This window comes from Embleya australiensis, from assembly GCF_051903075.1.
Lineage (GTDB): Bacteria > Actinomycetota > Actinomycetes > Streptomycetales > Streptomycetaceae > Embleya.
Window position 1 is genome coordinate 1,028,942 of sequence record NZ_CP182423.1, and the last position, 24,024, is coordinate 1,052,965.

The 24,024-nt window shown below is 72.1% G+C and carries 25 protein-coding genes; 16 read left to right on the forward strand and 9 right to left on the reverse strand.

Annotation, left to right across the window (positions count from 1 at the left end; genetic code table 11):
- Positions 1–56: 56 nt before the first annotated feature.
- Entirely contained in the window at positions 57–2,627 is a 2,571-nt protein-coding gene (locus ACMXN5_RS34700; protein ID WP_439678869.1) for a protein kinase domain-containing protein, read from the forward strand.
- Here the strand turns inward: ACMXN5_RS34700 and ACMXN5_RS34705 are convergent.
- Positions 2,588–2,881 (reverse strand): hypothetical protein, encoded by a 294-nt coding sequence (locus ACMXN5_RS34705; RefSeq protein ID WP_439681451.1) that lies wholly within the window; start codon positions 2,879–2,881, stop codon positions 2,588–2,590. The two genes, ACMXN5_RS34700 and ACMXN5_RS34705, sit on opposite strands and share 40 nt — an antisense overlap.
- Between ACMXN5_RS34705 and ACMXN5_RS34710 the strand changes: the two genes are divergently transcribed.
- From ACMXN5_RS34710 to ACMXN5_RS34720, 3 genes are all read left to right on the forward strand, one after another.
- A complete protein-coding gene (locus ACMXN5_RS34710; protein WP_439681344.1) occupies positions 2,790–3,863 on the forward strand; it encodes a hypothetical protein in 1,074 nt (357 codons plus the stop codon). The two genes, ACMXN5_RS34705 and ACMXN5_RS34710, sit on opposite strands and share 92 nt — an antisense overlap.
- Complete coding sequence (locus ACMXN5_RS34715; RefSeq protein WP_439678870.1) at positions 3,860–4,993, forward strand: hypothetical protein; 1,134 nt, start codon at positions 3,860–3,862, stop codon at positions 4,991–4,993. Before ACMXN5_RS34710 ends, ACMXN5_RS34715 begins: the two co-directional genes overlap by 4 nt.
- A gap of 192 nt (positions 4,994–5,185) precedes the next feature.
- Positions 5,186–5,410 (forward strand): hypothetical protein, encoded by a 225-nt coding sequence (locus ACMXN5_RS34720; protein WP_439678871.1) that lies wholly within the window; start codon positions 5,186–5,188, stop codon positions 5,408–5,410.
- Between the two features lie 133 nt (positions 5,411–5,543).
- Here ACMXN5_RS34720 and ACMXN5_RS34725 read toward each other — a convergent pair whose 3' ends face one another.
- The 4 genes from ACMXN5_RS34725 to ACMXN5_RS34740 all read right to left on the reverse strand — a co-directional run bounded on the left by ACMXN5_RS34725 (position 5,544) and on the right by ACMXN5_RS34740 (position 8,261).
- Positions 5,544–5,705 (reverse strand): hypothetical protein, encoded by a 162-nt coding sequence (locus ACMXN5_RS34725; protein WP_439678872.1) that lies wholly within the window; start codon positions 5,703–5,705, stop codon positions 5,544–5,546.
- Between the two features lie 38 nt (positions 5,706–5,743).
- Positions 5,744–6,334, reverse strand: a complete 591-nt coding sequence (locus tag ACMXN5_RS34730; RefSeq protein WP_439678873.1) for a GNAT family N-acetyltransferase — start codon at positions 6,332–6,334, stop codon at positions 5,744–5,746.
- Positions 6,335–6,395: 61 nt separating this feature from the next.
- Positions 6,396–7,349, reverse strand: a complete 954-nt coding sequence (locus tag ACMXN5_RS34735) for an N-acetyltransferase (protein ID WP_439678874.1) — start codon at positions 7,347–7,349, stop codon at positions 6,396–6,398.
- Positions 7,350–7,460: 111 nt separating this feature from the next.
- Positions 7,461–8,261 (reverse strand): TauD/TfdA dioxygenase family protein, encoded by an 801-nt coding sequence (locus ACMXN5_RS34740; RefSeq protein ID WP_439678875.1) that lies wholly within the window; start codon positions 8,259–8,261, stop codon positions 7,461–7,463.
- Positions 8,262–8,365: 104 nt separating this feature from the next.
- On the opposite strand from ACMXN5_RS34740, the gene ACMXN5_RS34745 reads away from it, so the two are divergent.
- The 3 genes from ACMXN5_RS34745 (at position 8,366) to ACMXN5_RS34755 (ending at position 10,538) form a co-directional block, all read left to right on the forward strand.
- Positions 8,366–9,010 carry a TetR/AcrR family transcriptional regulator gene (locus ACMXN5_RS34745; RefSeq protein WP_439678876.1) on the forward strand — a complete coding sequence of 215 codons (645 nt, stop codon included), beginning with the start codon at positions 8,366–8,368 and terminating at the stop codon, positions 9,008–9,010.
- A 72-nt stretch (positions 9,011–9,082) separates the two neighbouring features.
- Positions 9,083–9,994 (forward strand): hypothetical protein, encoded by a 912-nt coding sequence (locus tag ACMXN5_RS34750; RefSeq protein WP_439678877.1) that lies wholly within the window; start codon positions 9,083–9,085, stop codon positions 9,992–9,994.
- Between the two features lie 10 nt (positions 9,995–10,004).
- A complete protein-coding gene (locus ACMXN5_RS34755; RefSeq protein WP_439678878.1) occupies positions 10,005–10,538 on the forward strand; it encodes an ATP-binding protein in 534 nt (177 codons plus the stop codon).
- Positions 10,539–10,582: 44 nt separating this feature from the next.
- On the opposite strand, the gene tpg is transcribed toward ACMXN5_RS34755, so the two are convergent.
- Entirely contained in the window at positions 10,583–11,149 is a 567-nt protein-coding gene (gene tpg / locus ACMXN5_RS34760; protein WP_439678879.1) for a telomere-protecting terminal protein Tpg, read from the reverse strand.
- Between the two features lie 8 nt (positions 11,150–11,157).
- A complete protein-coding gene (gene tap, locus ACMXN5_RS34765) occupies positions 11,158–13,473 on the reverse strand; it encodes a telomere-associated protein Tap (RefSeq protein ID WP_439678880.1) in 2,316 nt (771 codons plus the stop codon).
- Positions 13,474–13,883: 410 nt separating this feature from the next.
- On the opposite strand from tap, the gene ACMXN5_RS34770 reads away from it, so the two are divergent.
- The 6 genes from ACMXN5_RS34770 to ACMXN5_RS34795 all read left to right on the forward strand — a co-directional run bounded on the left by ACMXN5_RS34770 (position 13,884) and on the right by ACMXN5_RS34795 (position 18,409).
- Positions 13,884–14,528 carry a hypothetical protein gene (locus ACMXN5_RS34770; RefSeq protein ID WP_439678881.1) on the forward strand — a complete coding sequence of 215 codons (645 nt, stop codon included), beginning with the start codon at positions 13,884–13,886 and terminating at the stop codon, positions 14,526–14,528.
- Positions 14,529–14,555: 27 nt separating this feature from the next.
- Positions 14,556–15,092, forward strand: coding sequence for a SigE family RNA polymerase sigma factor (locus ACMXN5_RS34775; protein ID WP_439678882.1), 537 nt, complete (start codon positions 14,556–14,558; stop codon positions 15,090–15,092).
- Positions 15,089–15,859 carry a hypothetical protein gene (locus ACMXN5_RS34780; protein WP_439678883.1) on the forward strand — a complete coding sequence of 257 codons (771 nt, stop codon included), beginning with the start codon at positions 15,089–15,091 and terminating at the stop codon, positions 15,857–15,859. Before ACMXN5_RS34775 ends, ACMXN5_RS34780 begins: the two co-directional genes overlap by 4 nt.
- 265 nt (positions 15,860–16,124) lie before the next feature.
- Positions 16,125–16,547: an SgcJ/EcaC family oxidoreductase gene (locus tag ACMXN5_RS34785; RefSeq protein WP_439678884.1), complete on the forward strand. Its 423-nt coding sequence runs from the start codon at positions 16,125–16,127 to the stop codon at positions 16,545–16,547.
- A 145-nt stretch (positions 16,548–16,692) separates the two neighbouring features.
- On the forward strand, positions 16,693–16,956 hold the full coding sequence (locus ACMXN5_RS34790; RefSeq protein WP_439678885.1) for a hypothetical protein: 264 nt from the start codon (positions 16,693–16,695) through the stop codon (positions 16,954–16,956).
- 124 nt (positions 16,957–17,080) lie between these two features.
- Positions 17,081–18,409, forward strand: coding sequence for an FUSC family protein (locus tag ACMXN5_RS34795; protein ID WP_439678886.1), 1,329 nt, complete (start codon positions 17,081–17,083; stop codon positions 18,407–18,409).
- 67 nt (positions 18,410–18,476) lie between these two features.
- Here ACMXN5_RS34795 and ACMXN5_RS34800 read toward each other — a convergent pair whose 3' ends face one another.
- On the reverse strand, positions 18,477–20,789 hold the full coding sequence (locus ACMXN5_RS34800) for a HelD family protein (RefSeq protein ID WP_439681345.1): 2,313 nt from the start codon (positions 20,787–20,789) through the stop codon (positions 18,477–18,479).
- A gap of 178 nt (positions 20,790–20,967) precedes the next feature.
- On the reverse strand, positions 20,968–21,588 hold the full coding sequence (locus tag ACMXN5_RS34805; protein ID WP_380027591.1) for an L-threonylcarbamoyladenylate synthase: 621 nt from the start codon (positions 21,586–21,588) through the stop codon (positions 20,968–20,970).
- Positions 21,589–21,868: 280 nt separating this feature from the next.
- On the opposite strand from ACMXN5_RS34805, the gene ACMXN5_RS34810 reads away from it, so the two are divergent.
- The 3 genes from ACMXN5_RS34810 to ACMXN5_RS34820 all read left to right on the forward strand — a co-directional run bounded on the left by ACMXN5_RS34810 (position 21,869) and on the right by ACMXN5_RS34820 (position 23,948).
- Positions 21,869–22,573: a hypothetical protein gene (locus tag ACMXN5_RS34810; protein ID WP_439678887.1), complete on the forward strand. Its 705-nt coding sequence runs from the start codon at positions 21,869–21,871 to the stop codon at positions 22,571–22,573.
- Positions 22,574–22,777: 204 nt separating this feature from the next.
- Positions 22,778–23,095: a methyltransferase domain-containing protein gene (locus ACMXN5_RS34815; RefSeq protein WP_439681346.1), complete on the forward strand. Its 318-nt coding sequence runs from the start codon at positions 22,778–22,780 to the stop codon at positions 23,093–23,095.
- Positions 23,001–23,948, forward strand: a complete 948-nt coding sequence (locus ACMXN5_RS34820) for a pyridoxamine 5'-phosphate oxidase family protein (RefSeq protein WP_439681347.1) — start codon at positions 23,001–23,003, stop codon at positions 23,946–23,948. Before ACMXN5_RS34815 ends, ACMXN5_RS34820 begins: the two co-directional genes overlap by 95 nt.
- Positions 23,949–24,024 lie beyond the last annotated feature (76 nt).

The window sequence follows — 24,024 nt, forward strand, 5'->3', positions numbered from 1 at the left end:
CGAACTCCCGCTTCGAATAGGGGCGTTCGCCAACGAAAGGGTAACGGCAGCAGGCCATGGAACAGCTCGACGCCTCGGATCCTCGACGGGTCGGCCCGTACGTCCTGCTCCTGCCGCTCGGCTCGGGCGGCATGGGAAAGGTCTACCTCGGCCGCTCCGCCGCCGGACGCGCCGTGGCGGTGAAGGTCATCCGCGCGGACTTCGCCGCCGACGAGCACTTCCGCAACCGCTTCCGGGCCGAAGTCGCGGCCGCACGGCGGGTGTCCGGGGCCTTCACCGCGCCGGTCGTGGACGCGGACCCCGACGGCGATCCGCCGTGGATGGCGACGGCGTTCGTCTCGGGTCTGTCGCTGTACGACGCCGTGCGGCGGCACGGGCCGCTGCCCGAGGCTTCGTTGCGGATGTTGCTGGCCGGGGTGTCCGAGGCGCTGGTCGGGATCCATACGGCGGGGGTGATCCACCGCGATCTCAAGCCGGGCAACGTGCTGTTGGCGCTGGACGGTCCCCACGTCATCGACTTCGGCATCGCCCACGCGCTGGACGGCACGTCCTTCACCCGGGAGGGCACCATCGTGGGATCGCCGGGGTACATGTCGCCGGAGCAGTCCCTGGGGCGGCCGGTGAGTGCGGCGAGCGACGTGTTCGCGCTGGGTTCGACGATGTTGTACGCGGCGTCCGGGCAACGGCCGTTCGGGGATGGGCCGCCGGCCGCCGTGCTCAGGCGCGTCGTCGGTGATCCGGCCGATGTCGGCGCGCTGCCGGCCTCCATCCGGGACGTGGTGGCGGCGTGTCTGCACAAGGACCCCGTACGACGTCCGACGCCGCGGGCGCTGATCGACTTCGTCAGCCGGGACGAGGGCGGCTCGGGCGGGGGAAGTTGGCTGCCGGACGCGGTGACGCGCGACGTGAGCCGCGCGGCCGACGTCCTGACGGGCCTGCCGGCGGCGCGGGATGCGGCGAGTGGGCACCAGGCCCCGCCCACGACGGGCATGGACGCCCCCGCGCCGGCGCGGGCGCCCGCCGGGTCCGGAACGCCCACCCGGTCCGGAGCGTCGGCGACACCCGAGACTTCGGCATCAGCCGAGTCGCCGGCGCTGCCCGGGACCGCTGCGTCGCCGGGGACGTGTCCACCGCCCGACACGTCGGCATCACCCGGGATCGCCGCGCCGCCCGGGACATCGGCGCCGCCCGGGGCCTCCGCACTGCCCTGGACGGGGTCGCCGCTCGGCGCGTCCGCCCGTCCCGACAGCCCGCGCCCGCCGGAGCAGGCTCGGCAACAGCTCTTGCGCAGGCGGCTGTTCCTCGGCCTCGCCGCCGGCGCGGCGGTGTCCGTCTCCGGCGGCGTGGCGGCCGTCCTGCTGCCGGGGGACGCCGATTCGGCCCGGGGCGCGGTCGCGACGCCGTCCGCCGGCGGACCGGCATCCTCGCCGCCTGCCACCGTCCCGGCCCCGCCGCCGGTCGCCCCGCATGCGCCGCTGCCCGCGCCGACCGGTCGCAACGGTGTCCTCGACGGCCCCCCGGCCGCGACGTCGTGGACGGTCAAGGCGAGTGGACCCGTCACCGACGTGGCCGTGTACGGGGGTTCGGTCATCGCCACCAGCAAAAACGGCCGGGACGCGTTCGACGCCGGCGCGGGCCGACCGCGGTGGACGCTCCCCCTGACCGGGAGTTGGAGCGACGCCGGCAGGGTCGCCGGGGACGACCGCGTCGCCTACCTCACCGGCACCAAGGCCGCCGGGCAGGACGTGCTGAGCGCCGTCCAGCCCGGCACCGGAAGGGAGTTGTGGACGCTCCCGCTCCCACATGTCGAGTGGGCCCCCACGGGCGTGGCCGGCGTCGTCGACGACATCGCCTTCGTCACCGGCCGAGGGATTACCGGTAAGACGACGACGCTGTCCTCCTTCGGGTTCGTCTGGGCCGTCGACGTCCGCACCCGAACCGGCGTGTGGGAGACCGTGGGTGCGGACGTCGACGGGTTGTTCGTCCCCCCGCGCGGCCCCAACCTGCTGTCGCACGGCGACCGCGACCGGGGCTCGGACGGGCGCCTCGTGATGCTCGACGCGACGCGCGCGGGCGCCCGCGGCTGGACCATCGACGTACCGCCCGTGTCGACGCAGGGGTATGTCCCCGTGACCCGGCCCCCGATCCCCGTCTGTTGGACCGCCGGTGGCTTCGTCTACTGCGCGGACCGGGTCCGCCTGGTCGAACCGGAACGAGGAAAGCCGGTGTGGGACTTCCCCGCCGCCGGCGCCGGCGAGACCTTCACGGACTGCGCGTCGAACACCGACGGCGACACGGTTTTCGCCACCACGCAGACCACGCTCTATTGCCTCGACGCGAGGAAGGGCACGCTGCGTTGGCGCAGCTCGATACCCGGCGATTCCGCGAAGCGACCGACGTTCGGGACGCAAGGCCCCATGGTCCGCTACGACTTCGGCAACGTGTACGTCGCGGACAGCACCGGAACACTGTGGGCGGTCGAGGCGGCCACCGGAACGACCCGGTGGAAACACCCGTTCCCGGTGCAGCCTCCCGGTGACCGCGCCGGCCCGCTCCTGACCGCCGCGGCAGGCATCGTGGTGATCGGTTACGGCTTCCAACTCACCACGATCGACGCGGCCGGGTAGGCCGGAACGCCGGGACCGATGGCCACGATCACCGCGTCGAAACGATGCTTCGGATCGGCCATATGCCGTCTGTTCACGGCGGGACTCATGCCCATAGGCTGAGCGGTCCTCACGTTCTCGGGAGGTCTCGTGAACGGTCTTCGTGCGGTTGTCGTCTGCCTTGTGATCGCGTGTACGGCGGTGGTGTCGCCCGCCGCGACCGCCGCGACGCCCGCCGCACCGGCGTCGACATCGGTATCGGCATCGGAATCCACATCGGCGAGATGGTCGGCGCTACCCGTGCCGGCGGCGGCTCCGCCCGTGAGCGTGGCCGATCTCGCCGCCCGCGGACCGGGCGACGCGTGGGCGACCGGATCCGAGAGCACCGCCGACGGATTCCGGCCGACGTTGTACCGCTGGAACGGCACGGCGTGGAGCCGGGACACCTCCTTTCCCGGCGCCGACGAGCCGGGCTCGCTCGGCCGGGTGCGGTTCGTCGGCGACGAGGTGTGGATCTTCCACAACCGCGCGGGGGTCGCGGAGATCCTGCGCCGGTCGGCAACCGGGTGGAGTGCCGTACCGCTGCCGCAAACCCTGTGGACCTACCAGGACTTCACCGCCGTACCGGGTGCCGCGTGGGTGGTCGGCGAGGACGACACCGGCCTGAAGGTGTTGCGCTTCGACGGTTCCGGCTGGACCACGCAGTCCACCCCGGACGGCGTGCTGTTCCTGATGGGGATCACCGCGCGCACCGCCGACGACGTCTGGGCCCGGGCGGACACCGCCGAGGGGACCACCATCCTGCACTGGGACGGCAGTGCGTGGCAGGACGCGAAGGTACCGCTGCCGCCGAACAGCAATGTGCATACGATCCTCCTCGAACCGTCCGGCGCGATCACGATCGGCGGCAGCAGGTACACCGACGGCGTGGCCCACACCTACCTGACGACCCGGAACGGCCGTGCCTGGCATACCCGTTACCCACCGCTGGGGGACACCTCCACCGAGGCCATGGTGCGCGGCCCGGACGGCGCGCTGTGGTTGCCGGTGCGCAGCGACCGGGCGTTCCAGTCCAAGTACGCGCGGATCGACGGCCCCCGCACCACGTTCTCCTACGGCCCGGAGCGCCCGAACGCGATCGACGTGAGACCGCGCGCACTGGCGACCGTCGGATCCGCGCTGCTGTCCTTCGGCACCGTCGAGATCTACGGCTCGAAACCGAACCTGATGAGCGAGCGACTGGGAGGTCGACCATGACCCGCCGACTTCTGGTCGTGGCCGTCGCCGTCGCCATGACGGGCATGACCCTCGTCCCTCCGACCTCGACCGCCGCGTCGGCCTCGGCCTCGGCGGAACTCCCGTCCTGGCAGAACGTTCCGGTCTCGGCGGAGGTACGCCCGCAGGCCACCCTGAACGAAGCCGTGGCGTTCGGGCCGGATCGGGTGTGGGCGGTGGGCGCCGACGCGGTCGGGCGTCAGGCGCCCGGATTCCCGCTGGTGCTGCGCTGGGACGGAGCCGCGTGGCAGCGCCGCAGCCTGCCCGGGATCACCTGGCAGGGCGAGTTGTCGTCCATCGCCGCGACCTCCCCGACCGCGATCTGGGCGGTCGGCCGCGACGCGGCGGGCGGCGGCCACGTGCTCCGCTCCGACGGCTCCGCCTGGTACGAGGGCCGGGCGCCGCGCGGTGTCGCGCCGACCCGAGTCGTCACCGGCGGCGGCCAGGTCTGGCTGATCGGCACGCGCAACGACGCGCAGGCGCTGCTGCGTTGGGACGGGCGCGCCTGGCGGGACCTACCGGTGCCGCCCGGATCCGTGTACGGCCTGCACATCCTGGCGGCCGACGACGTGTGGGCCGCGGGCGCCGGCGCCTCGGGCGCGACCGTATCGCACTGGAACGGTCAGGCGTGGCAGCAGACGATCGTGGACGGCTTCCCCCGCTCGGGTGTCGGCAGCGTACTGGCGGTCTCGCCGACGGAGATATGGGCGGGCGGCACCGCCGGATTCATCGGCGGCCCGCCCGGCCGGCCGATCCCACCCCTGCTGGTCCGCTGGGACGGCCTGACGTGGCACCGGGTCACCGTACCCACCGACTTCGGCGCCATCACCTCACTGGCCCCCGCCCCCTCCGGCGCCCTGGCCTGGATCTCGGTGATCCGCTCCCAAAAATGGGCCCCACCGGGCAACTCCCCACCCCTGATTCCCGGCCCGGACTTCCTCGCCTGGACCGGCCAATCCTTCACCGAGTACAAAGAACCCGTCGTCCCGGGCGAAGGCCCCTCGACCACCCTTAACCTGACCCCGGTCCCCAACACCACAACCATCTGGTCCATAGGCCGAGCCCCCGGCCCCGAATCCACCTTCACCCCCCGCACCCAACACTTCCCCTGACCCCTGCACAGGCGCACGGGCGCATGGGCGCACGGGCGCTTCGCCATGGAGCGGAATCACCGGGGCCAAAGGTATAGACCTATTGTCTCGACGTGTGGGGGACGGCTAGCTTGGGGGCGCCGCGGTACGAACCGTCAGTCCTCGTACGTCGTTTCCCCGGACCGGACCGTCCGGGAGAATGGGGTTGGGCTCATGCGCAAGGTTTTGACCGGTTTCGCATTCGTCCTCGCACTCGCGGCCGGCGCCGTCGCACCCGCCGTTGCCGACGGCGGGCCGCCGGACTTCACGTATATCGTCGGTTACTACGCGTCCGCCGAGGACTGCCGCGCCGGAGCCGTGGCGCAATACCCCAACCACGGCGCCTACTTCTACTGCCAACAGGTCAACGACCACGCCTGGGCCTTGTGGATGCACTAGCTCGGCGAACGCGTCGGCTCCGACCGCGTGGGCGGTCGGAGCCGACGCACCGGAGGAGTTCGCCCGACACACCGGCGCGTTCCCGGACCGCGTCCACGCCGACTCGCGCCGCTGACGCCGCACGCCGCGCCGGCTATCGCCGGGGGATCATGTCCGCGGTGATCACCAGCGCGGCGGAGGTGCGGGTTTCGCCGTTGCGGGTGAGTGTGTAGGTGGCTCGGGCGTCGACGTCCGCCAGGCGGTACGACGCGATGGTGAGCCGGATGCCGTCCCGAGGTGTGTGGTCCAGGTCCACGGTCTCCTCGAACCGGTTCCCCTGCGGGGATTCGACGATCAGGACGACCCGGTCGCCGGCCCGGCCGTGGTCTCGGCGACGGGGGTCCCGTCCTCGGGCGCGTCGTCGTCGAACGCGCGGTTGATCACCTGGTACATCACGAAGTCCTGCCACCGTCCGGCGATCCTGAGGTATTGCGGCGCCAGGCCGTACCGCGTGAAGCCGTTGCGTTCCAGCACCCGCTGCGACCCGACGTTGTCCGTCAACGTCTCCGCCTGCACCCGGTGCAGCCGCAGGTCGTCGAAGGCGACCCGCACCGTCTCGCGCACCGCGGCCGTGGCCAGGCCGCGGCCGTTGGCGTGCGCACTCACCCAATAGCCCATGGCGCACGACTGCAGCGCCCCGCGCACGATGCCGTTCAGCGTCATCCGGCCGACCACGTCCCCGGCCTCGTCCACGATCACGCGCAGGTGCACCCGGCCGGCCGACTCCTCGGCCAACGCCTCGCGGATCTGCGCCGCCTGCGTGTCCAGGGTGAAGAAGTCCTCGGCGCGCAGCGGCTCCCACGGGGCCAGGAACTCGCGGTTCCGGACCACCAACTCGGTCAGCGCCGGTACGTCGTCCATGGTCAGCCGCCGGGTCACAAGCACGAGCCGAGCATGCCACGAACCCTGCCATCGGCCGCGACCGGGGCATCGGACGCGGCGACGGTCAGGTCGGGTGCGTGAGCGAGCCGGAGTGGGGCCGGTGTTCCCAGCCCCGGTCGGTGCGGGCGAGTTCGCGGAAGCCGGCCGCGGTCAGCCGGGCGATCGACGTGGTGTCGGCGGCGGATTCGTAGTCGAGCACGCGGTCCGTGCCGGCGAGGTGCAGCCATTCGGCCGCGTGGGCGAGCAGGTGGCCGGTCAGATCGTCCGCGTCGGCGTCCGGTGCGACGTGCAGGTTGCCGATGTCGGCCAGGCCGCCGCCTCGGGCGCGGCGTTCGGGCCGGTCGAGCATGGTGTCGACCTCGATGAAGCCGAGTTCGCGGTCGCCGTGGCGGGCGGTCAGCCGGGTACCGCACTCGCCGACGGATCGACGCACGACGAATCGTTGCGCCGAGGGGTCGGCGCACGCTCTGCGGAGATCGGCGACCTCCGCGATCAGGACGACCTCGGTGTCGCCCGTGTGGTGGAACCCGGCACGCTCGAAGACGGCCCGGACGTGCGGCCACGGTCGCGGCAGGCCGTACACGCCCGGCGCCGGCAGCGCGCCGTCCGCGTACCGCACCCGCACGCCCCAGCGGGCCGACTGCGCCAGGCACCCCTGCATCAGCAGGTCGGCGGCCCGCTCGGCATCGGGCCGAAAGGAGGCGGCCGGCCGGCAGACGAACCAGTCGACCACACTCGCGTCCCGGTAGTCGGCGCCGACCTCGGCATCGTCGCGATAGCGCAGCAGATGCGCCGCGGCCACCACGCACCGGTGGTGTTCGGCCACCAACGTGACCCGTTCCGCGACCCATGGGTCGGTGACGAACTCGCCGGGCCGCCGGGTCAGGCAGTCGAGCACCGTGTTCACGGACACGGAGACACCCGGGACCACGGCGGCGACGTGGGCGTTGACGAGGTCGGTGAGTTGGTCGCGGTCGTCGCGACGAACGAGGCGCACCGTGGGAGCGGACGAAGGCATGCGGAGAACTCCGTTGAAGATCCGACAGAGAAGCCGCCATGCGATGCGGTACCCGGCCGACGATACCCCAGACTCGGACCGGACCGGCCGACCACGCCTCGTTCCGCCGGCTCAGCGCGGCTCGTCGCCCTCGATGACGATGCGGTGCATGACGCGCGGGCCCCGGTAGTCGTACACCGCGTAGTGCTGGGTGCTGCGGTTGTCCCACAGCGCGATGTCGCCCGGCCGCCACGTGAACCGCACCTGGAAGTCGGGCCGGGTCACGTGCTCGAAGAGGTGCGGCAGCAGCAATTCGTTCTCGCGTTCGTCGAGTTCGACGATCCGGGTGGTGAAGATGCGGTTCACGTACAGGCATCGGCGACCGGTCACCGGATGTGTGCGCACCACGGGATGCACCACCGGCGGCAGCGCCTGCGGGTCGCCGCCGCGGTGCGAGCGCGACTTGGTGACGTCATGCTCCGCGGTGAGGCCGTCCAGCAGTGCGCGCATCGGCGCGGAGAGGGCGACGTACGCGCTCTCCATGTCCGCCCACAGCGTGTCGCCGCCGAGCGGCGGCAGCGACACCGCGCGCAACATCGTGCCCATCGGCGGCCGGGCCAGGAACGTCGCGTCGCTGTGCCAGATGTCGGCGTTGGAGACCTTGGGCCCGTCCCCGTCGGTGGCCAACACCATGACCTCCGGCAGGTCGGCCTCAGGCGGCTCGCCGAACGGAAAGCGCTGGAGCGCCCCGAATCCGGCCGCGAAGTCGCGCTGGCGGCGCGCGGAGATGTCCTGGTCGCGGAAGAACAGCACCTGGTGGGTGTGCAGCGCGTCGGCGAGGCCGGCGTAGGCGTCCGCGCCGAGATCGCGGTTCAGGTCGATCCCGGCGATCTCGGCGCCGATGGCGGGTGTCAGGGGGCGGACGTCGAACACGGGTACTCCAAGGTCTTGTTGTTCGATGCGATCGAGGCGATCGAGCTCTGTGAGACAGACTGTCTTAATCAATCGACTGAGACGGAATGTCTTACACTCCTCCCGTGGATGTCAAGACCCGAACCCGCGCCCGCATCCTGGACGCCGCCGAGCGCCTGTTCGCCGAGCGCGGCATCGCCGCCGTGTCGCTGCGCGAGATCGGCGCCGCGGCGGGACAGCGCAACAACTCCGCCGTGCAGTACCACTTCGGCACCCGCGAGGCACTGGTCCGCGCGCTGTACGAGGACCGCCTCGCGCCGCTCAACCTGCGCCGCCTCGACCTGCTCGCCGCCCTCCCCGACGAGCGTCGCGACGACCTGTCGGCGCTCGTCGACATCCACCTGCGACCGCTCGCGGAGGCCATGCGCGACGGCGCGCGCGAGAGCCACTACGCCCGGTTCGTACACCGCTTCACGCTCGAAGGCGAGGTGCTGTCCCCGCCGCTGGGTTCCGACGTCGCCGGCGGCGTGCGCGCCGTCACCGCGCTGATCGAGGACACCCTCGCCGCCGCCGAGCCGGACATCCCGCCCGCCGTGCACGCGACCCGGCTGCGGCTGATGTTGCTCCTGGTCACCGCGACCCTCGCCGACAGCGAACGCCGCCTCGACCAGGGCGCGGAACTCCCCCTGCCCTTCGAGGACTTGCTGACCGAACTCGGCGACGCCGCGGTGGGCGTACTGGATCCCACGGGAGCCGTGCGACGACGTTGATTCCACGGGTCGACCGGACACACCGCGCGCCGTGCCGCCGCCGAGGACGCCGCGATTCCTATCCTGTGGCCTGTGACATCCGGATCAGATCACCCAGATGACCGCAACTCGGACGGCAAGCCGGAAACCGGACCGTCCGCCGGCTCGGCCCACGCGGCGTCCGGCGCTCCCCCACCGCACGACTCCGACCGGGCCTCCCGGTCGCGCGAGGCCCGCGAGGCCCGCCAGTCGGACAAGCGCGGCGGACCCGGCCACAACGTCCTGCTCCTGCTGATCCTGATGTTGCCCGCGCTCAAACTCGCCTGGACCGTCGGCGAGGGATCCGCGACCCGCGACGTGGTCACCGCGATGGGGCCCGCGAACTGGCCCGACGTCATCCTCGGCATGATGCTCGGCGACGCGCCGTTCGCCACCCTGCTCGCCATCGTGGTCTCGCGGATCAGCTTCGCGTACTTCGCCGCCCACGGGGCCGTACCCCGCGGCGACGACCGTATCTCCCGGGCCCGGGTGGTCGGGCTGTCCCTCGCGACGCCGCTGGCCTTCGGGGTGTTGATCGGTGTGTTCTTCGGGCCCTGGTGGGCGTTGACCACGGCGGTCGCCGCGGTCCTGCTCCGGTACGGCGTCATCGTCGAGTACCGCGCCGGACGCCGCGGCCGGCATCCCGAACGCCGCGCCCAGTCCCCCGCCCCATGGCGGCGCGCGGCCTCGTTCGGCCAGGCCGCCGCACTCGTGCTGACCGTGGTCGTGCTGCCCGTCGTCGCGCTCGCCGACGCCCTCGACGGCCGCTCATGGGCCCCGGTCGTGCACTGCTCGGTCGACTACGGCCGCGGCCCCGCACCCGCCCGACTCATCGAACTCGACCGCGTCGGCAACGGCGTCGTCGGCTGGGACGTCGACGCCCGCGAGATCGCCAACGGCCTCGACTGCGCGGCGGACGAGAACGACGTGATCCGCGAACCGTGGTGGCGCGACCGACTCCGATAGCGTCGAGCCCATGATCGTATGGCTCAACGGCACGCACGGCGCCGGCAAGACGACGACCAGTGCCCTCCTGCAACCACTGCTCCCGAATTCACGGGTGTTCGACGCCGAGAAGGTCGGCGAGACGCTCATGGACATCAAACCCGGGCTGCCGGCAACGGACAACTTCCAACACTGGCCGCCGTGGCGCGAGTTGGTCGTCGAGACCGCCCACCGCATACTCGACTACACCGGCGGCACCCTGGTCATGCCGATGACAGTCCTGGTCGAGCAGTACTGGCGCGAGATCAGCACGGGCCTCGCCCGACACGCCCTCCCGATACGGCACTTCGTCCTCCACGCCGACCAGGACACCCTGCGCCGGCGCATCGAGGGCGACACCCTCCTGGGCCCCTCCCCCTTCCGTTTCAACTACCTGGAGCCCTACGCCGAGGCGGCCCGCACCTGGCTGCACGCCGAGGCCGAGGTCGTCGACACCACCCACCTCACCCCCACCGAGGCGGCGCTACAGATCGCCGAGGCCGTCGGCGAGGGCCGCGACGGGTAGTGGGTCGTCGTGCGCCGCCTGGGCTCGGTGCGGGTTCGGCTCGGTCAGCCTCGGATGTCGAACTCGCAGTAGTCGACATCGGTGAGTTCGACCGCCTCCAGGTCTGCGGCGCGGGTGCCGCTCTCCTGGAAGTAGGCCTGGTGCAGCCCGGCGGCGACGATGCGCTCCAGGTCGCGTTCGGGGGCGCCGGCGTGGTGGGCGTCGAACAACTCCCGGGCGCGGGCGGGGGGAAGGGGTTGGGTGATGCGGCGCATGCGGGGGTCGTCGGTGGAGCCGGCGGCCGAGGAGAATCCGAATCGGGCCCTGGTCTCGACGATCACCGCGCCCGCGGCGGCGGCGCGTTGTTCGGCGCGGCGGCGGACCCGGGGTTGCCACAGGCGGCGGACCTCCGCGTCGATCCGGGCGTTGACGGGACCGGGCGGGTTCTTGCGGTCGCCCTTGAGGTAGCGCTCGACGGTGCGTTGGCTGACCCCGAGGAGCGCGGCGACGATGCGGGTGCGGTTCTGGTTCTTGCTCATCAGGAACCGTACGCGGGCCTTGGTGGACCGGGGCGGTTTGCGGGTGAGCACGTGCTGGGCGGCCTGGTCGAGGCCGTCGCCGATCTTGCCCATGCGGGTTCCTATTCGCCTTCGGCGACGGCGTCGACGCCGTCCTTGATGTGGCGGGCGGGGTTTTGTCCCTCGACGAGCATGCGCAGGGCCCATTCGAGGGGGCGGGTGCCCTCGTGTTTGACCATGCCGGGGCTGACCCCCAGGCGGAAACCGCCCGGGATCGGCTTGCCGTCGGCCGTACGCGGCAGGACGTCCAGGGGGGAGGGCCCCTCGGAGAGGTAGACGACGCAGTCGGAGAGCACCGCGATGGGGTACAGGTCGGCGGTGGTGGCGAGTTTGCGAATCTTGCGGTGCATGCCGACGCGGGCGTTGGCGATCACGGCGGCGCGGATGTCGGGGCGCCAGGTCGGTCGCTCCAACGCGGGCCAGCGGTCGCCGGGGCGGTAGCGGGCGCCCTGGGGGCGTTCGCGGAGCTTGCCGATGCCGCCCTTGACGGTCGCCTTGATCGCGGCCAGGACGATCGCGCGGGCGGGGTCGGCGCGCTTGTGCTCGGCCATGGCGGCCAGGAACGCGGTGTCGTCGAGGTCGGGGGTGACGCCGAGGTCGGCCATGGTGGTCAGGTAGGCGTCCCGCAGGCGGGTGTACCAGGGGTCGAGGTAGGCGCCGTGCTCCGGACGGATCCACGCCTCGAACGGGTCGATCACGGCGCCGAGTTCGGCGGCGTAGGCGACGGTGGGGGTGGCGTACCAGCCGGGCCCGGTCGGGCGCAGGCCGGTCGGGGTGAACGGGTTGGGCAGGCGGGGGTCGAGCTCGATGCCGGAGAGGTCGACGTACCAGCAGCCGGGAAGCTTGCGGTCGAAAGTCGGTGCCTCGACGTGGACCGGGGCGCCCAGGCCCACCGGCAGGCGGGACGCGGCGGCGAGGAAGGCGGTGTTGACGTCGAGGCCGACGGCATATTCCCGGTTGCCCTCGTCGTCGCCGACCAGGTGGATGGGGCGGTGCCAGTCGTACGCCTCCTCCACCAGTACATCGGCGCCGCCCCGGTTCTGCGCGACCGGGTGCTCGTCCGGGGCCTCCGGCGGCGCCGGATCGACGGCCTCGGTCAGCGAGCCGCCGACCGGGCCGGAGCGCCACTTGCCGGTGCTCTCGTCCTTGACGGCCTGGGTCGGCGGGCGCAGCTCGGTCATCAGGGTCAGACCCGCGACGGCGGTGGAACCGCGGGGGGTGACCACGCGGGTGGCGTAGGTACCCAGGAGTTCGGCCAGTCGCGGTGCGGGCAGGTCGGCGGCGTCGACCCAGGAGCGGGTGTCGAGCGCGTCCCAGCCGAGGAAGGCGAACTGCACGCACTGCCGTCGGCCGCCGTCGGCGGGCGGTCGGTAGACCTTGGTCCAGGGGCCGAAGCCGCGCCGGGTCAGCCGCCAGCCGTCCTTGGTGACCTGCTTGACCAGCTTGTGGTCGTCGGGCAGGCGCAGGTTGCGGCGGTCCTCCAGGTCGGCGGGTACACCCAGACGCTCGGCGGCGGCGGCGGTGACCACGACGAGCGGGTCGGCGTCGCGGCCGGCGCGGTGCAGGCGCTCGGCGCCTAGGCCGACGTCCAGGGCCCAGGTCACCACGGCGGGCAGCGACTTCGCGGGACCGGGCAGGACCCGACCGTCGACCAGGTACGCGACGAGCCGGCCCTTGTCGGCATCGAGGACGGCGAGGGGGCCTGCCGGGAACCGGGCGGCGGGCGGCGCGTCGGAGGGGGCGGTGTCGGCCTTGGCGGCCGCACGGGTGCGGGGCGGCGACTTGGGGGAGGCGGCCGAGGGGGCCGTGGCGGGGCGCGCCGCCGCAGGCGGGGCGGCGGGCGGCTGGGCCTCCAGCGGCGGAGGCGCGGCAGGCGGCTTGTCGACGCCGCGCAACTGCGCTGCGGGCGTCGGCGGCACGGCGGGCGACGGCGGCGCGCTACGCACCCACGGCGCGGCGGCCGTCCTCGCCCCGGCCCCGCCCGGACCGAGCGCCGCCGTGAAGGTCGTGTGCGTGGCGGCGGCCGTCTCCGCTGTGGGCCCGGCCTCGTTGGACCCGTCGAGTTCGTCGGCCGGCCCGTTGGCGCCCTCCGCCGCGTCGGCCCCGCCCGGGAACGGTCGCGGCGCGGGGTAGCGCTCGGCCAGCCCCGCCAACAGGCGCGCGTACGCCTGGCGTTGCGGTGGGCGCGGGTCACTGCGCCCCGCCTCCCACGCGACGACCGTCACCCGCTGGACCCCCAGCGCGTCCGCGACCCGCTGCTGCGTGAACCCGGCGGCCTTGCGCAACCTCGCCCGCTCGGCCGGCGACGGGAGATCACCGGGCGCCTCGGCCAACAACGCATCCACGGCATCGAACAACGCCGGTTGGGGCTCGGACATGATCCACCTCCACCGGCGAATCTATCAACGAGCACACTCCGGACCCGACATTGACCTTACATCGCGCCCGAACTCGCGACTCCGAGCGCACGGGGCTGCCGAGTCCCCCGCAAGGGTGAGTTCGGGCATGGGGCGACACATACCCAGAGAAGCTACCGACAGACCCCCGGGCCCGGAAGCACACACAGCTTCCGAGGCCCCATCCCCGGATCCCGAAAAACAACTCCCCCACCGTGCAACGTTCCGAGAGTCGTTGCCGTCAGAGGGGTGGCCCGGTTCGCAGGACCCGGCCGCCGCCAGGCCGCCGGACGCGGCCCGTGCGGATACGCCACGTCGACTTCGACGATCGGATGGAACTCTCGATGACCCCGATGAACGCGACGACTTCACGTCGCCGACCGAACAGGCGCATGCTCGCCATCGTGATCGGCGCCGCGACGACGGTCGCCGTCGGCGGCGCGGCCTTCGCCGCGATCGCCTCGACCTCCCCCTCCACCGCGACCGCCGCCCCGGCATCCCGCATCGGCAACGCCGCCGACCCCGCCGCAGTCGCCGTCCCGACCACCCTCACCACGCCCGCCGCCCCCGTAACGCCCCCGGTCCGCGTGGTCGCACCCGATGAGCGGATCACCGACCGGCTCGGCGACACCATCTGGTTGACCGCCGACGGACGACACGTCGTCACGGTGCCGTTGGCCCCCGGCGAGCCGGGCCCCGCCCAGGAGCAGGCCAAGCGGGTACTGGACGACAACTTCGCACCGGACTCGATCAACGCCCGCGTGCTCGGCGGCCGACAGGGAGCCCTGTACACCGGCGCGTACCGCGGCTCCGACACCCTCGCCAAGGTCACGGTCCAGGTGGACGGCGAAGTGCTCGACGCGCAGGTGATCACGCTCGCCGGCACGCCCGGCTGGGCCGTGTACTACGTCGACGGCCCCGCCCCGCGCCCCGACCCGGACACACGCAAGGGGCCGACACCGATGATGATCACGGCCTACGCCGCCGACGGTCGAGTCCTCGCCGCCCTGGCCCCGCCCGCCGCCCCGAAGAAGTAGCCGCATCGCATTTTCGTGAGGACCCGCTTGAAAACGGTCGATGAAGAAGAGGACTTCCGGGCGTTCATGACCAGCCGTTGGCCCGGCCTGCTGCGCGTCGCGTATCTGCTCACCGGCGGCCATCACCACGACGCGGAAGACCTCGCACAGACCACCCTGGCCAGGGTCTACGCCAAGTGGCACCACGTACGGCGCAGCGACAACATCGACGGTTACGTCCGCCGGATCATGGTGAACGCCAACCACGACCGCTTTCGACGGTTGCGAGTCCGGGAGTGGATCACCTCGCGGATACCCGACACTCCCACACCCGACGGGGTCGACCGGCTGGGTGAGCGGGACGTGCTGACGACCGCTCTCGCACGTCTGCCCCCAAGGCAGCGCGCGGCCGTGGTGCTGTGCTATTTCGAGGACATGTCGCATGCCGAGATCGCGGCGGCCCTGGGCTGCCGCGAGGGCACCGCGAAGAGTCAAGTGTCCCGGGGGCTGGAGAAGTTGCGCAGGGACGGCGCACTGCTCGACCTGCACCACGCGGAGGCGACCTCCAAGGAGGAGACTCGATGAACGACGAATCGATGAACGACGAGCGGCAACTGCGCGTCGAACTTCGGCAGTTCGCCGATCGTGCAGCCGCCGGCCCCGCTCCGGTGGCCGAGGTCGTCCGGCGGGGTACCGCCATCCGCCGCCGGCTGCGCCTGCTGCGCGGCGCGATCGGTGCGGCGGTCGTGGTCGGTTCGGTGGTCCTCGCCGTGGAACTCGGCGACCGGGGAACCCGTCCCGGGCCGTCCACCGGCCCGTTGCCGGCGGTGGCGTCCCACCCGTCCTCGACCGAGCCGCCCACCCTCCCGCCTCCCCCCTCGCTCCCGTCCCTGGTACGCACCGTGGCGCCCGAGGAGCGGGTCACCACCGAGGGCGGCGATGTGATGTGGCTGACCGCGGCCGGACAGCACGTGATCGAGCGGGCGCCCCGGCCCGGAGGGCCGCCGCCCGGAACGCCGGAGATCAGGAACGTCCTCGACGGCAATCAGGTGTTCGGCACGATCAACATCCGCATGCTCGGCCGGTCCGACGGGGCCCTGTACACCGGCGCCTTCCGCTACGAGGGCACGAGTGCGCCGGCCCGAGTCGCCATGAACATCGACGGCCGAAACCGCGACGCGCACGTGCTCACCCTCGCCGATGCCCCCGGCTGGGCCGTCTACTACCTCGACGGCCCGCTCCCGCCGTCCGGCTCGCCCACGCCCGGCACGGGCGGCGTGGTATCGGTGGTCGCCTACACGGCCGACGGAACGGTACTGGCCGGCTCCCACCGACCCGCATCGACCGGGTAGCCCGGGGCCGAACCGGCCGGCGCCGGGGGGTCGTGCGATTGCGCCTGACGGCGTTGGAGACCCGCAGTCGCCGACCGCTGCCCTCGGGAATGGTCGCCGACAGCCGGCCGCTCGATCCGCTGGTCCACGGCGGCGAGGTCACCTGGCTGCAACCGATGCCCGACGCGCTGCCGCACCTGGGGGATCCAGCCGGCGCGGCCGTCGATCGCGGCAGCCTGCGCACAGCGCGACGATCCGCGGCAGTACGACCGGAACGAGGGACACCATGACCACGACCGCCAACCGCACGCGAACCGGGGACGAGACCGCCGTCCTCCAGGTTCTCAAGGGCGTGTACGACGCCTGGGACGCGCACGACGCCGACGCGTTCGTGGCCGACTACACCGAGGACGCCTGGGCGATCCTGCCGGGCTCCTACCGCCCGTCCCGCGAGGACGTGCGCCGGAGCATGGCGGCCGGCTTCGACAGCTTCCTGAAGGGCTCGACGACGGACAACAAGGTACTGGGCATTCGCTTCCTCGACGACGACGTCGCCCTGGTGGTCAGCGAGTCGAACGTCATCTTCCCGGGCGAGACCGAAGTACCGGCCGACCGCGCCGTGATCGCGACGTGGGTCCTGACCCGCAGGGACGGCAGGTGGCTGCTCGCGTCGTACCAGAACTCCCCCGCCGTCGTGACCATGGGCTGACCACCGCAACGGCGACGCGGGACACGTGACCGCCGGACGTTCCCGCCGCGTACCCCACCCGGGTACGCGGCGGGCGGGGCCTCGGCCACGGGCGGGGACGGCCGCCTCGCCGGCGGGATCCCGTCGATCGACGCAGACTCGAAGAATGGAGATCCGCCAAGCGCACGGCCACGTGACGCTCCCCGACCGCGACGACGTCGAGGTCACGCTCGACCTGTACGACTGGCCGCTCGACGGTGACACCCTCCCCCACAGGTGGACCGCCGTCATCGACGGCCCACCCGTCCTGGAGGCGGGCCTGGAGGGCGTCCTGCACCTCGACACCGAGCCGACCGCCCTCGGCCACCGCTTCGTCGTCGTAGCCGGCGGCGACCACACGACCCGACTCCTCGGCCAAGACCCCCGCTGACCCACCCCACCGAACCGGCGACCCACCCGTCGCTCGGGGTCGGAGGACAGGTGTGACGGTCGCGGACAGGGCATACGTGGGGGATCGAAAGATCACCGTCCGACCGGGTGGAGAAGGGAGCCGAATGCCGTCCGACGTCGATCTCTCGGCGGCGCTGTCCAGGGTCAAGGAGAGCGAGACCTCGCTGGTCGCGCAGGTGCTGCGGACCACCGTGGCGGCGGTGACCTCGTACGTCGCCGCGCTGCTGTTGACCGGCCCCGATCCACAGCCGATCCTGTCCCCGCTCACCGCGCTCCTGGTGGTCCAGGTCACCTCGTACGCGACGTTCACCACGGGTGTACAGCGAGTGGCCAGCGTGGTGTCCGGGGTGCTGATCGCGGTGATGTTCAGCGAGGCGGTCGGGCTCAACTGGTGGAGTCTGACCCTGCTGCTGCTGGCCTCGCTCGGTCTGGGGCACCTGATCCGGCTCGGCGATTCGATCAACGAGGTGGCGATCAGCGCGATGATCGTGCTGGGCGTCAGCCAGGTCGCCGACACCGCGTGGGACCGGATCGCGGAGACGCTGATCGGGGCCGCGGTCGGCATGGTGTTCTCCCTCGTCCTGGCGCCGCCGGTGCACGTCCGGCCCGCGAACGAGGCGGTGATGTCGGCGTTCGACGCGCTGACGCGACTGCTGGACACGATGGCCCGGGAGATCGGCGAGGACGTCAGCCACGCCCGGGCGCACGGCTGGCTGGAGGAGGCCCGCCGGATCGACCGGGACATCGTGCGCGTGGACGCCACGCTGTCGACGGCCGAAGAGGGCACCCGGCTCAACCCGCGCGGCAGACGGGCCACCGTACGGGTGCTGGCGCTGCGCAGCGGCCTGGACACCGCCGAGATCAGCGCGGTGGCGCTGCGCATGGTGTGTCGGGCGCTGAGCGGGCTCTACGCGCGGGGTGAGCACGGCGAGCCGGCGTACACCGAGATCCCGTTGGCCACCGCGCAGTCCCTGCGCAGCCTGTTCCACTCGCTCGCGGCGCTGTTCGCGTCCTACGGCCATCTGGTCGTGCTGCACGGGCGGGCCCTGCCCGAGGAGGCCGCCCGAGCCGAGAATACCCAGCGCGAACGGCTGGCCGAGGCGCTCGAGGACCGCTCCCGCACCGAGGCGATCCTGCTCGCCGACTCGATCGAGAACCCGGATCGTTGGGAGCTGTACGGCACGCTGCTGACCGCCGTCGACAAGCTCGTCGACGAGACCCGCCCGGCGGGCACTCCGGGCGACCTGGCGCAGCGCATCGAGGAGCGGCGGCGCCGACTGGCCGAGGAGCGCCGGTTGCGCGCCGTGGTCGCCCGGCCCGGTCCGGTCCTGCGCGAGCGCATCCGGCGGGTGGTGGCGCCCACCGACCGCCTCCTCCGCGCCCCGCGCCGGCTGCCGCGGCCCCTGCGGCACACCCTGCGTCGCCGGACCTGACGACCGGGGGCGCCGGGTGGGGTGCCGGCCACGTGCCTGTCGAGCGCGTGGCCGGCACCCGCCCCGGTCAGCCCGCCTGGGCGAGACCGGTGAGGCCGGGCGGCAGGTCGCGGGTGTGGACGACGCCGAGGCGTTGCGTCGCCCGCGTCAGGGCCACGTACAGGTCCGCCAAGGCGAACGCGGCCGGCTCCACGACGATCACCGCGTCGAACTCCAGGCCCTTGGCCTGCTTGGGATCGAGCAGCACCAATGGCCGGGTCAGGTCGGGCTCGACGCCTCGCTCGGCGTGCGGGATCGCCGTCGCCAGCGTGTCGATCAGCTCGCGCGGCGCGATCACGGCGACGCGGCCGTCGACCGGAACCCGCGCGTCGGCGCCGCCGGTCGCGTCCCCCGGACCCGCCTCCGGGGCGACCCCTTCGTGCGCGACCGCCCACGCCACGGCCGCCGGCAGGTCCGCGGTGTGCCGCGACCACGGCTTCACGCCGGTCGAGCGCACCGAGTCCGGCGGTTCGAATCCGAGGTCGACGGCCCGCATGACATCGGCCGCGACCTCCATGATCTCGGTCGGCGTACGGTAGTTCACGCCCAGCCGCACCCGCTCCCAGCGGCCCTCGACGAACGGGACCAGGATGCGCTCCCACGAGCCGCACCCGCCCGGCTCCGAGGTCTGCGCGGGGTCGCCGACCAGGGTCATCGACCGGGTGGGGCTGCGCCGCATCAGCAACCGCCAGGCCATCGCGGACAGTTCCTGGGCCTCGTCGACCACGATGTGGCCGTACGCCCAGGTACGGTCCGCCGCCGCGCGTTCGGCGGAGGTGCGGTGGTCGAGTTCCTCCTGGCGTTCGGCCAGGCGTTCGGCGTCGACGAGGTCGTGGGCGCTCAGCACCTCGGACTCCTCGTCGTCGCGATCCTCGAACTCCTGGGTGCGCGAGCCGTAGGACAGGTCGAGCACGCCTTGCGCGTACGCGATCCGCCGCCGGCGTTCGGCCGCGGCCAGGGCCTGCGCCAACGAGTCGTCCTCGCCCAGGAGTTCGGCGGCCTCGTCGAGCAACGGCACGTCGGCGACGGTCCATTCGACGGGATCGCGGGTCCCGAAGACCGGGTCGTACCCGATCGGCCGCCGGATCGCCGCCGCGTCCTCGTCGGACAGGTAGACCGGTTCGGCGAGGTAGTCCGCGACCAGTTCCTGCGGCGTGAGGCGCGGCCACAGTTCGTCGATGGCCGCCTGGACGGCCGGACTCTCGGCGACCGACATCGACAACTGCGCGATCTCGCCCGAGCCGAGGAAGTTCGGCCCGCCGAACGGGTCGGCACCGAGCCGGTCCACCAACTGCTCGGTCAGGCCGTCGATCACGCGCGACGCGAACGCCGGGCGGGCGAGGTTGTGCGGCAGCAGCGTCGCCCGCGCCTTGCTCCGGGCGGCCTCGGCGATCGCCGCGTCGAGGTACAGGTCGCCGTCGTCGTGCTCGATGAACAACGGCGTCTCGGGCACCGTCTGCCGGTCGGCCACGAAGCGGCGCAACACCTCGGCCATCGCGGCACGGCCCTTGACCTCCGCCGCCTCCGGGGTGTCGACGGCGGTAGCGGTTACGCCCGGGAACAGCTCGCCGGGGGTGGCGAATTGCACGCCCGTCTCGCCGAGGGAGGGCAGCACGTCCTCGATGTAGCCGAGGAAGGCGGGGTTGGGGCCGACCACGAGCACGACGCGGCGGGTCAACTGCTCGCGGTTCGCGTACAGCAGGTACGCCGCGCGGTGCAGCGCGACGACGGTCTTGCCGGTGCCCGGGCCGCCCTCGACCACGAGCACCCCGCCGTGCGGCGCGCGGATGATCCGGTCCTGCTCGGCCTGGATCGTCTGCACGATGTCGTGCATGCGCCCGGTGCGGGCCGCGTCGAGCGACGCGAGCAGCACGGCGTCGGCGTCCGAGCCCTCGAAGCCGGTGCGGGTGGCGTCGGTGAGGTCCAGGATCTCGTCGTGCAGCCCGGTGACCCGGCGCCCGGACGTGGTGATGTGCCGCCGGCGCCGCAGCCCCATCGGGGCGTGCCCGGTCGCCAGATAGAACGGCCGGGCGACATCGGCACGCCAGTCGATGACCAACGGCGTGTGCTCGGCGTCGTCGCGGCGGATCCCGATGCGCCCGATGTGGTGGTCGGCGCCGTCGCGGAACAACAATCGGCCGAAACACAGGCCGTTCGCACCGGCGTCCAACGCCGCCAGCAGGCCCGACTGCTCGAAGACCGCGATGTCCCGCTCGACGCGTGCCTGCCGGGTGCCGTCGTGCTCGCGCCCGAGCGCGCTCTCGACGGCGGCCTCCGTCCGGGCACGCAGGTCCGCGAGGTGCGCATACAGCACATCGACGAATTCCTGCTCGTGTCGCAATTCGGCGTTTGACAATTCGACTCCCGGACGGATATCATGTCGTCATTGAGCTTTCCGAATACCATTCGGAATCGGTATTCAGAACCACCAAATATACCTCGCGAAAAGCCCCGGACGTCAAGTCGTCCGGGGCTTTTCCGTGTGCCGCCCGGTCCGTCGCCGAGCGGCCGGGGTGGCGCTACTCGAAGCGTGCGGTGTCGCCCGCCCCGCGGCGGACGATCTCGGCCTCGTCGCTGGAGAAGTCGATGACGGTGGTCGGTTGGGTGCCGCAGTCGCCCGAGTCGACCACGGCGTCCACCACGTGGTCGAGCCGTTCCTTGATCTCCCAGCCCTGCGTCAGCGGCTCCTCCTCGCCGGGCAGGAGCAGCGTGCTGGACAGGATCGGCTCACCGAGTTCGGCGAGCAGGGCCTGGGTGACGACGTGGTCGGGAATCCGCACGCCGACCGTCTTCTTCTTCGGGTGCAGCAGTTGCTTCGGCACCTCCGACGTCGCACGGAGAATGAAGGTGTAGGGGCCGGGGGTCGACGCCTTGATCGCCCGGAACACGTCGTTGTCCAGGTGTACGAACCGGCCCAGCTGGGCGAAGCTCTCGCACACCAGGGTGAAGTGGTGCCGGTCGTCCAGCTCGCGGATCGCGCGAATCCGGGCGATGCCCTCACGGTTGCCCAATTGGCATCCCAGTGCGAAACAGGAATCCGTCGGGTACACGACGAGCGACCCGCCGCGGATCAGGTCGACCACACTGCCGATGGTGCGTTGCTGGGGGTTCTCGGGATGCACATCGAAATACTTCGCCATGCGCAGACCTTACGGGGGCCGGGCCGCGCCCCCGACCAAAGCCCACCACCCGGCGGCGGCCGTCGCGGCGGAGGTCGAGGGATGAGGGGCTTGCCCGGTGTCACTTGTGGGGCCGCCGCACGATCCGAGGCGTAGCAATCCGGTGACATGGCGGGACCCAATTCGTCGAGTCTTCCGGGCTAACGTCGATCTTGCACGGCGCGCCACCGCCTCCCGTCCCAACACCCGAGGGAGTGGGCAACGTGTGCGTCCTCGATACCAATTGCTCGGGAGAAGTCGCATGTCCCTCGTAACGATCCGCCGTACGAACACCGTCCATACGCTGGCCGGCGCCGTGCTGGCGGCGGCCCTGCTGATTCCCACCGCAACGGCGTGCAACTCGGACGACAAGGACAAGAACACCGCGCCGGCCGCCACGGCCAAGGTGGGCGACAACACCCCGCCGCCCGTCCCGGCCACCCCGCCCGCGACGGCCGCCGCACCCGGTGCACCCGGTGCGAGCGCGCCGGCCGGCACGACCAACCCGAAGACCGGCACCCCGCCGGCCACGACGCCCAAGGGCGGCGGCGGCTCCTCGGGCGGTGGCAAGACCCTCGTGGACGGCAGCACTGCCCAGATCGAGAGTCTCGGCGCCCAGCGCTACCGTGCCAAGATCGTCAACGGCGGCCAGGTCCTCGCCACGCTCGAAACCAACGACACGGACGCCGGGCTCGACGCCAACGGCATGTTCGTCGTGCTCTCGATGGACGGCACGATCCACTCCTGGATGGGCGGCGAACACACTGGTCCGGGCACCTTCCAACTCCCCGGCGGCTGGACGGCCGAGGTCACCAAGGTCGGCGAACTCCGCTTCCGTGCGCGGATCCTCGGCAACGGGGGTGCGGACTACGGCACATTGGAAGCGAACCAGCACGACGCCGGCGCGGTCGCCAACGGCATATACATCGTGCTGAGCGCGGGCGGCGAGATCAGCGCCCACGAGTAGAACCCCGCCGAGCCCCGCCGGTCGCACGGCGCGATGGTGGAGCCACCCCGGCTGCTCCACCCCCTCTACTCCACCCCGCCGAAGACGCAAACGTTCGGTCGGCAACGCCCCCTGGCGCACCCGAAATCCGCTGCGAACCGGTCTGGGAATCGCCCGCCCATGCGGTGCCGTGGACATGAGTGAGCTTGCCCGCAGGGGCTTCGGATCCGGCGCCGACCGTTACCACCGGGCCCGGCCCGCGTACCGCCCCGAGGTGATCGGGTATCTGCATGGCGCGGTCGACCTCGGCCCCGGCCGTCGTTCGACGCGGTCGTGGTCGCGCAGGCCTTCCACTGGTTCGACGGTCCCGCCGCGCTGCGCGAGATCGCTCGGGTGTTGCGCCCGGGCGGCGGCCTGGTGCTGCTGTGGAACGAGCGTGACGAGTCGGATGCCGAGGCGCTCGCGCCGAGCACGAGGTCTTCTTCGCCCGCCTGCGCACGCACTTGGCGGACCGCCCCGACCCGATGGACATCCCGTACCTGACCGACGCGTTCGTCACGCACAAGCACACCACCTGGCTCCGGACCGGGCCCCGACAGCGGCGATCACCAGGAGATACAACGGGAGTTGCAACGCGACCTGCAACATAACCGGCAACGCGAGCCGCTACGGGGAATGGGACGAAGACTACGACGTGAGCTGCAACGGAAGCCGCGACACGCGATACATCCGAGCACCCAGAGTAGTCAAAGAGCGACGGATCGTCGCCGACGCCACGCCCATCCGGCGGGGGTTTGCCAAGCCGCCTCGGAATTCGGCCTTTCGGCCGCCGGCCCTTGATCGATTGCACAATGCACAGGACGAGGTGCACGTGCCGTTGTCCGATGAGGATCTTCGAGTCATCGCCGGAGACGTTCTGCGATCTGTTCGCTATCTCACCCTGGGGACCGCCTCTCGGGGCGGTGAATCGTGGATGACGCCATTGGCGCACGCCTGGGACTTCGAGGACCACTTCTACTGGATATCGGCCGCCGACTCCCGGCACTCACGCAACATCGACGAGAATCCGGCCGTTTCGGTGCTGGCCTACGACCTCGGCACGACCGGGACGGACCAGGCCCTGTTCAGCAGCGGAACCGCCCGGCGACTGAGCGACGACGAGGTCGCCGAGGGCTGCGCCGTCTACTACGCGCGGCGCTACCCCGACCCGGAGGTGCGGGTGAAGCGCGAGCGCCCTGCGGACGACTTCCGCGGGGCGTCGCCCAATCGGCTGTACCGCGCCCGCATCGACGCCTACTCCCTACTGCACCCGGACGGCCACCCCGTACACGGTGGCCTCGTCAGTCACCGCGTGACCGTTCCGTTCAGCACCGCGCAGCTGCTGCCCGCCGACTGAGCAACCGGACGAATCGGGCGCCCCGGCGGCCCGGGCGCCTTGTGACGCCCTCGGGGACGCGCGGGTGGGCCGGAAC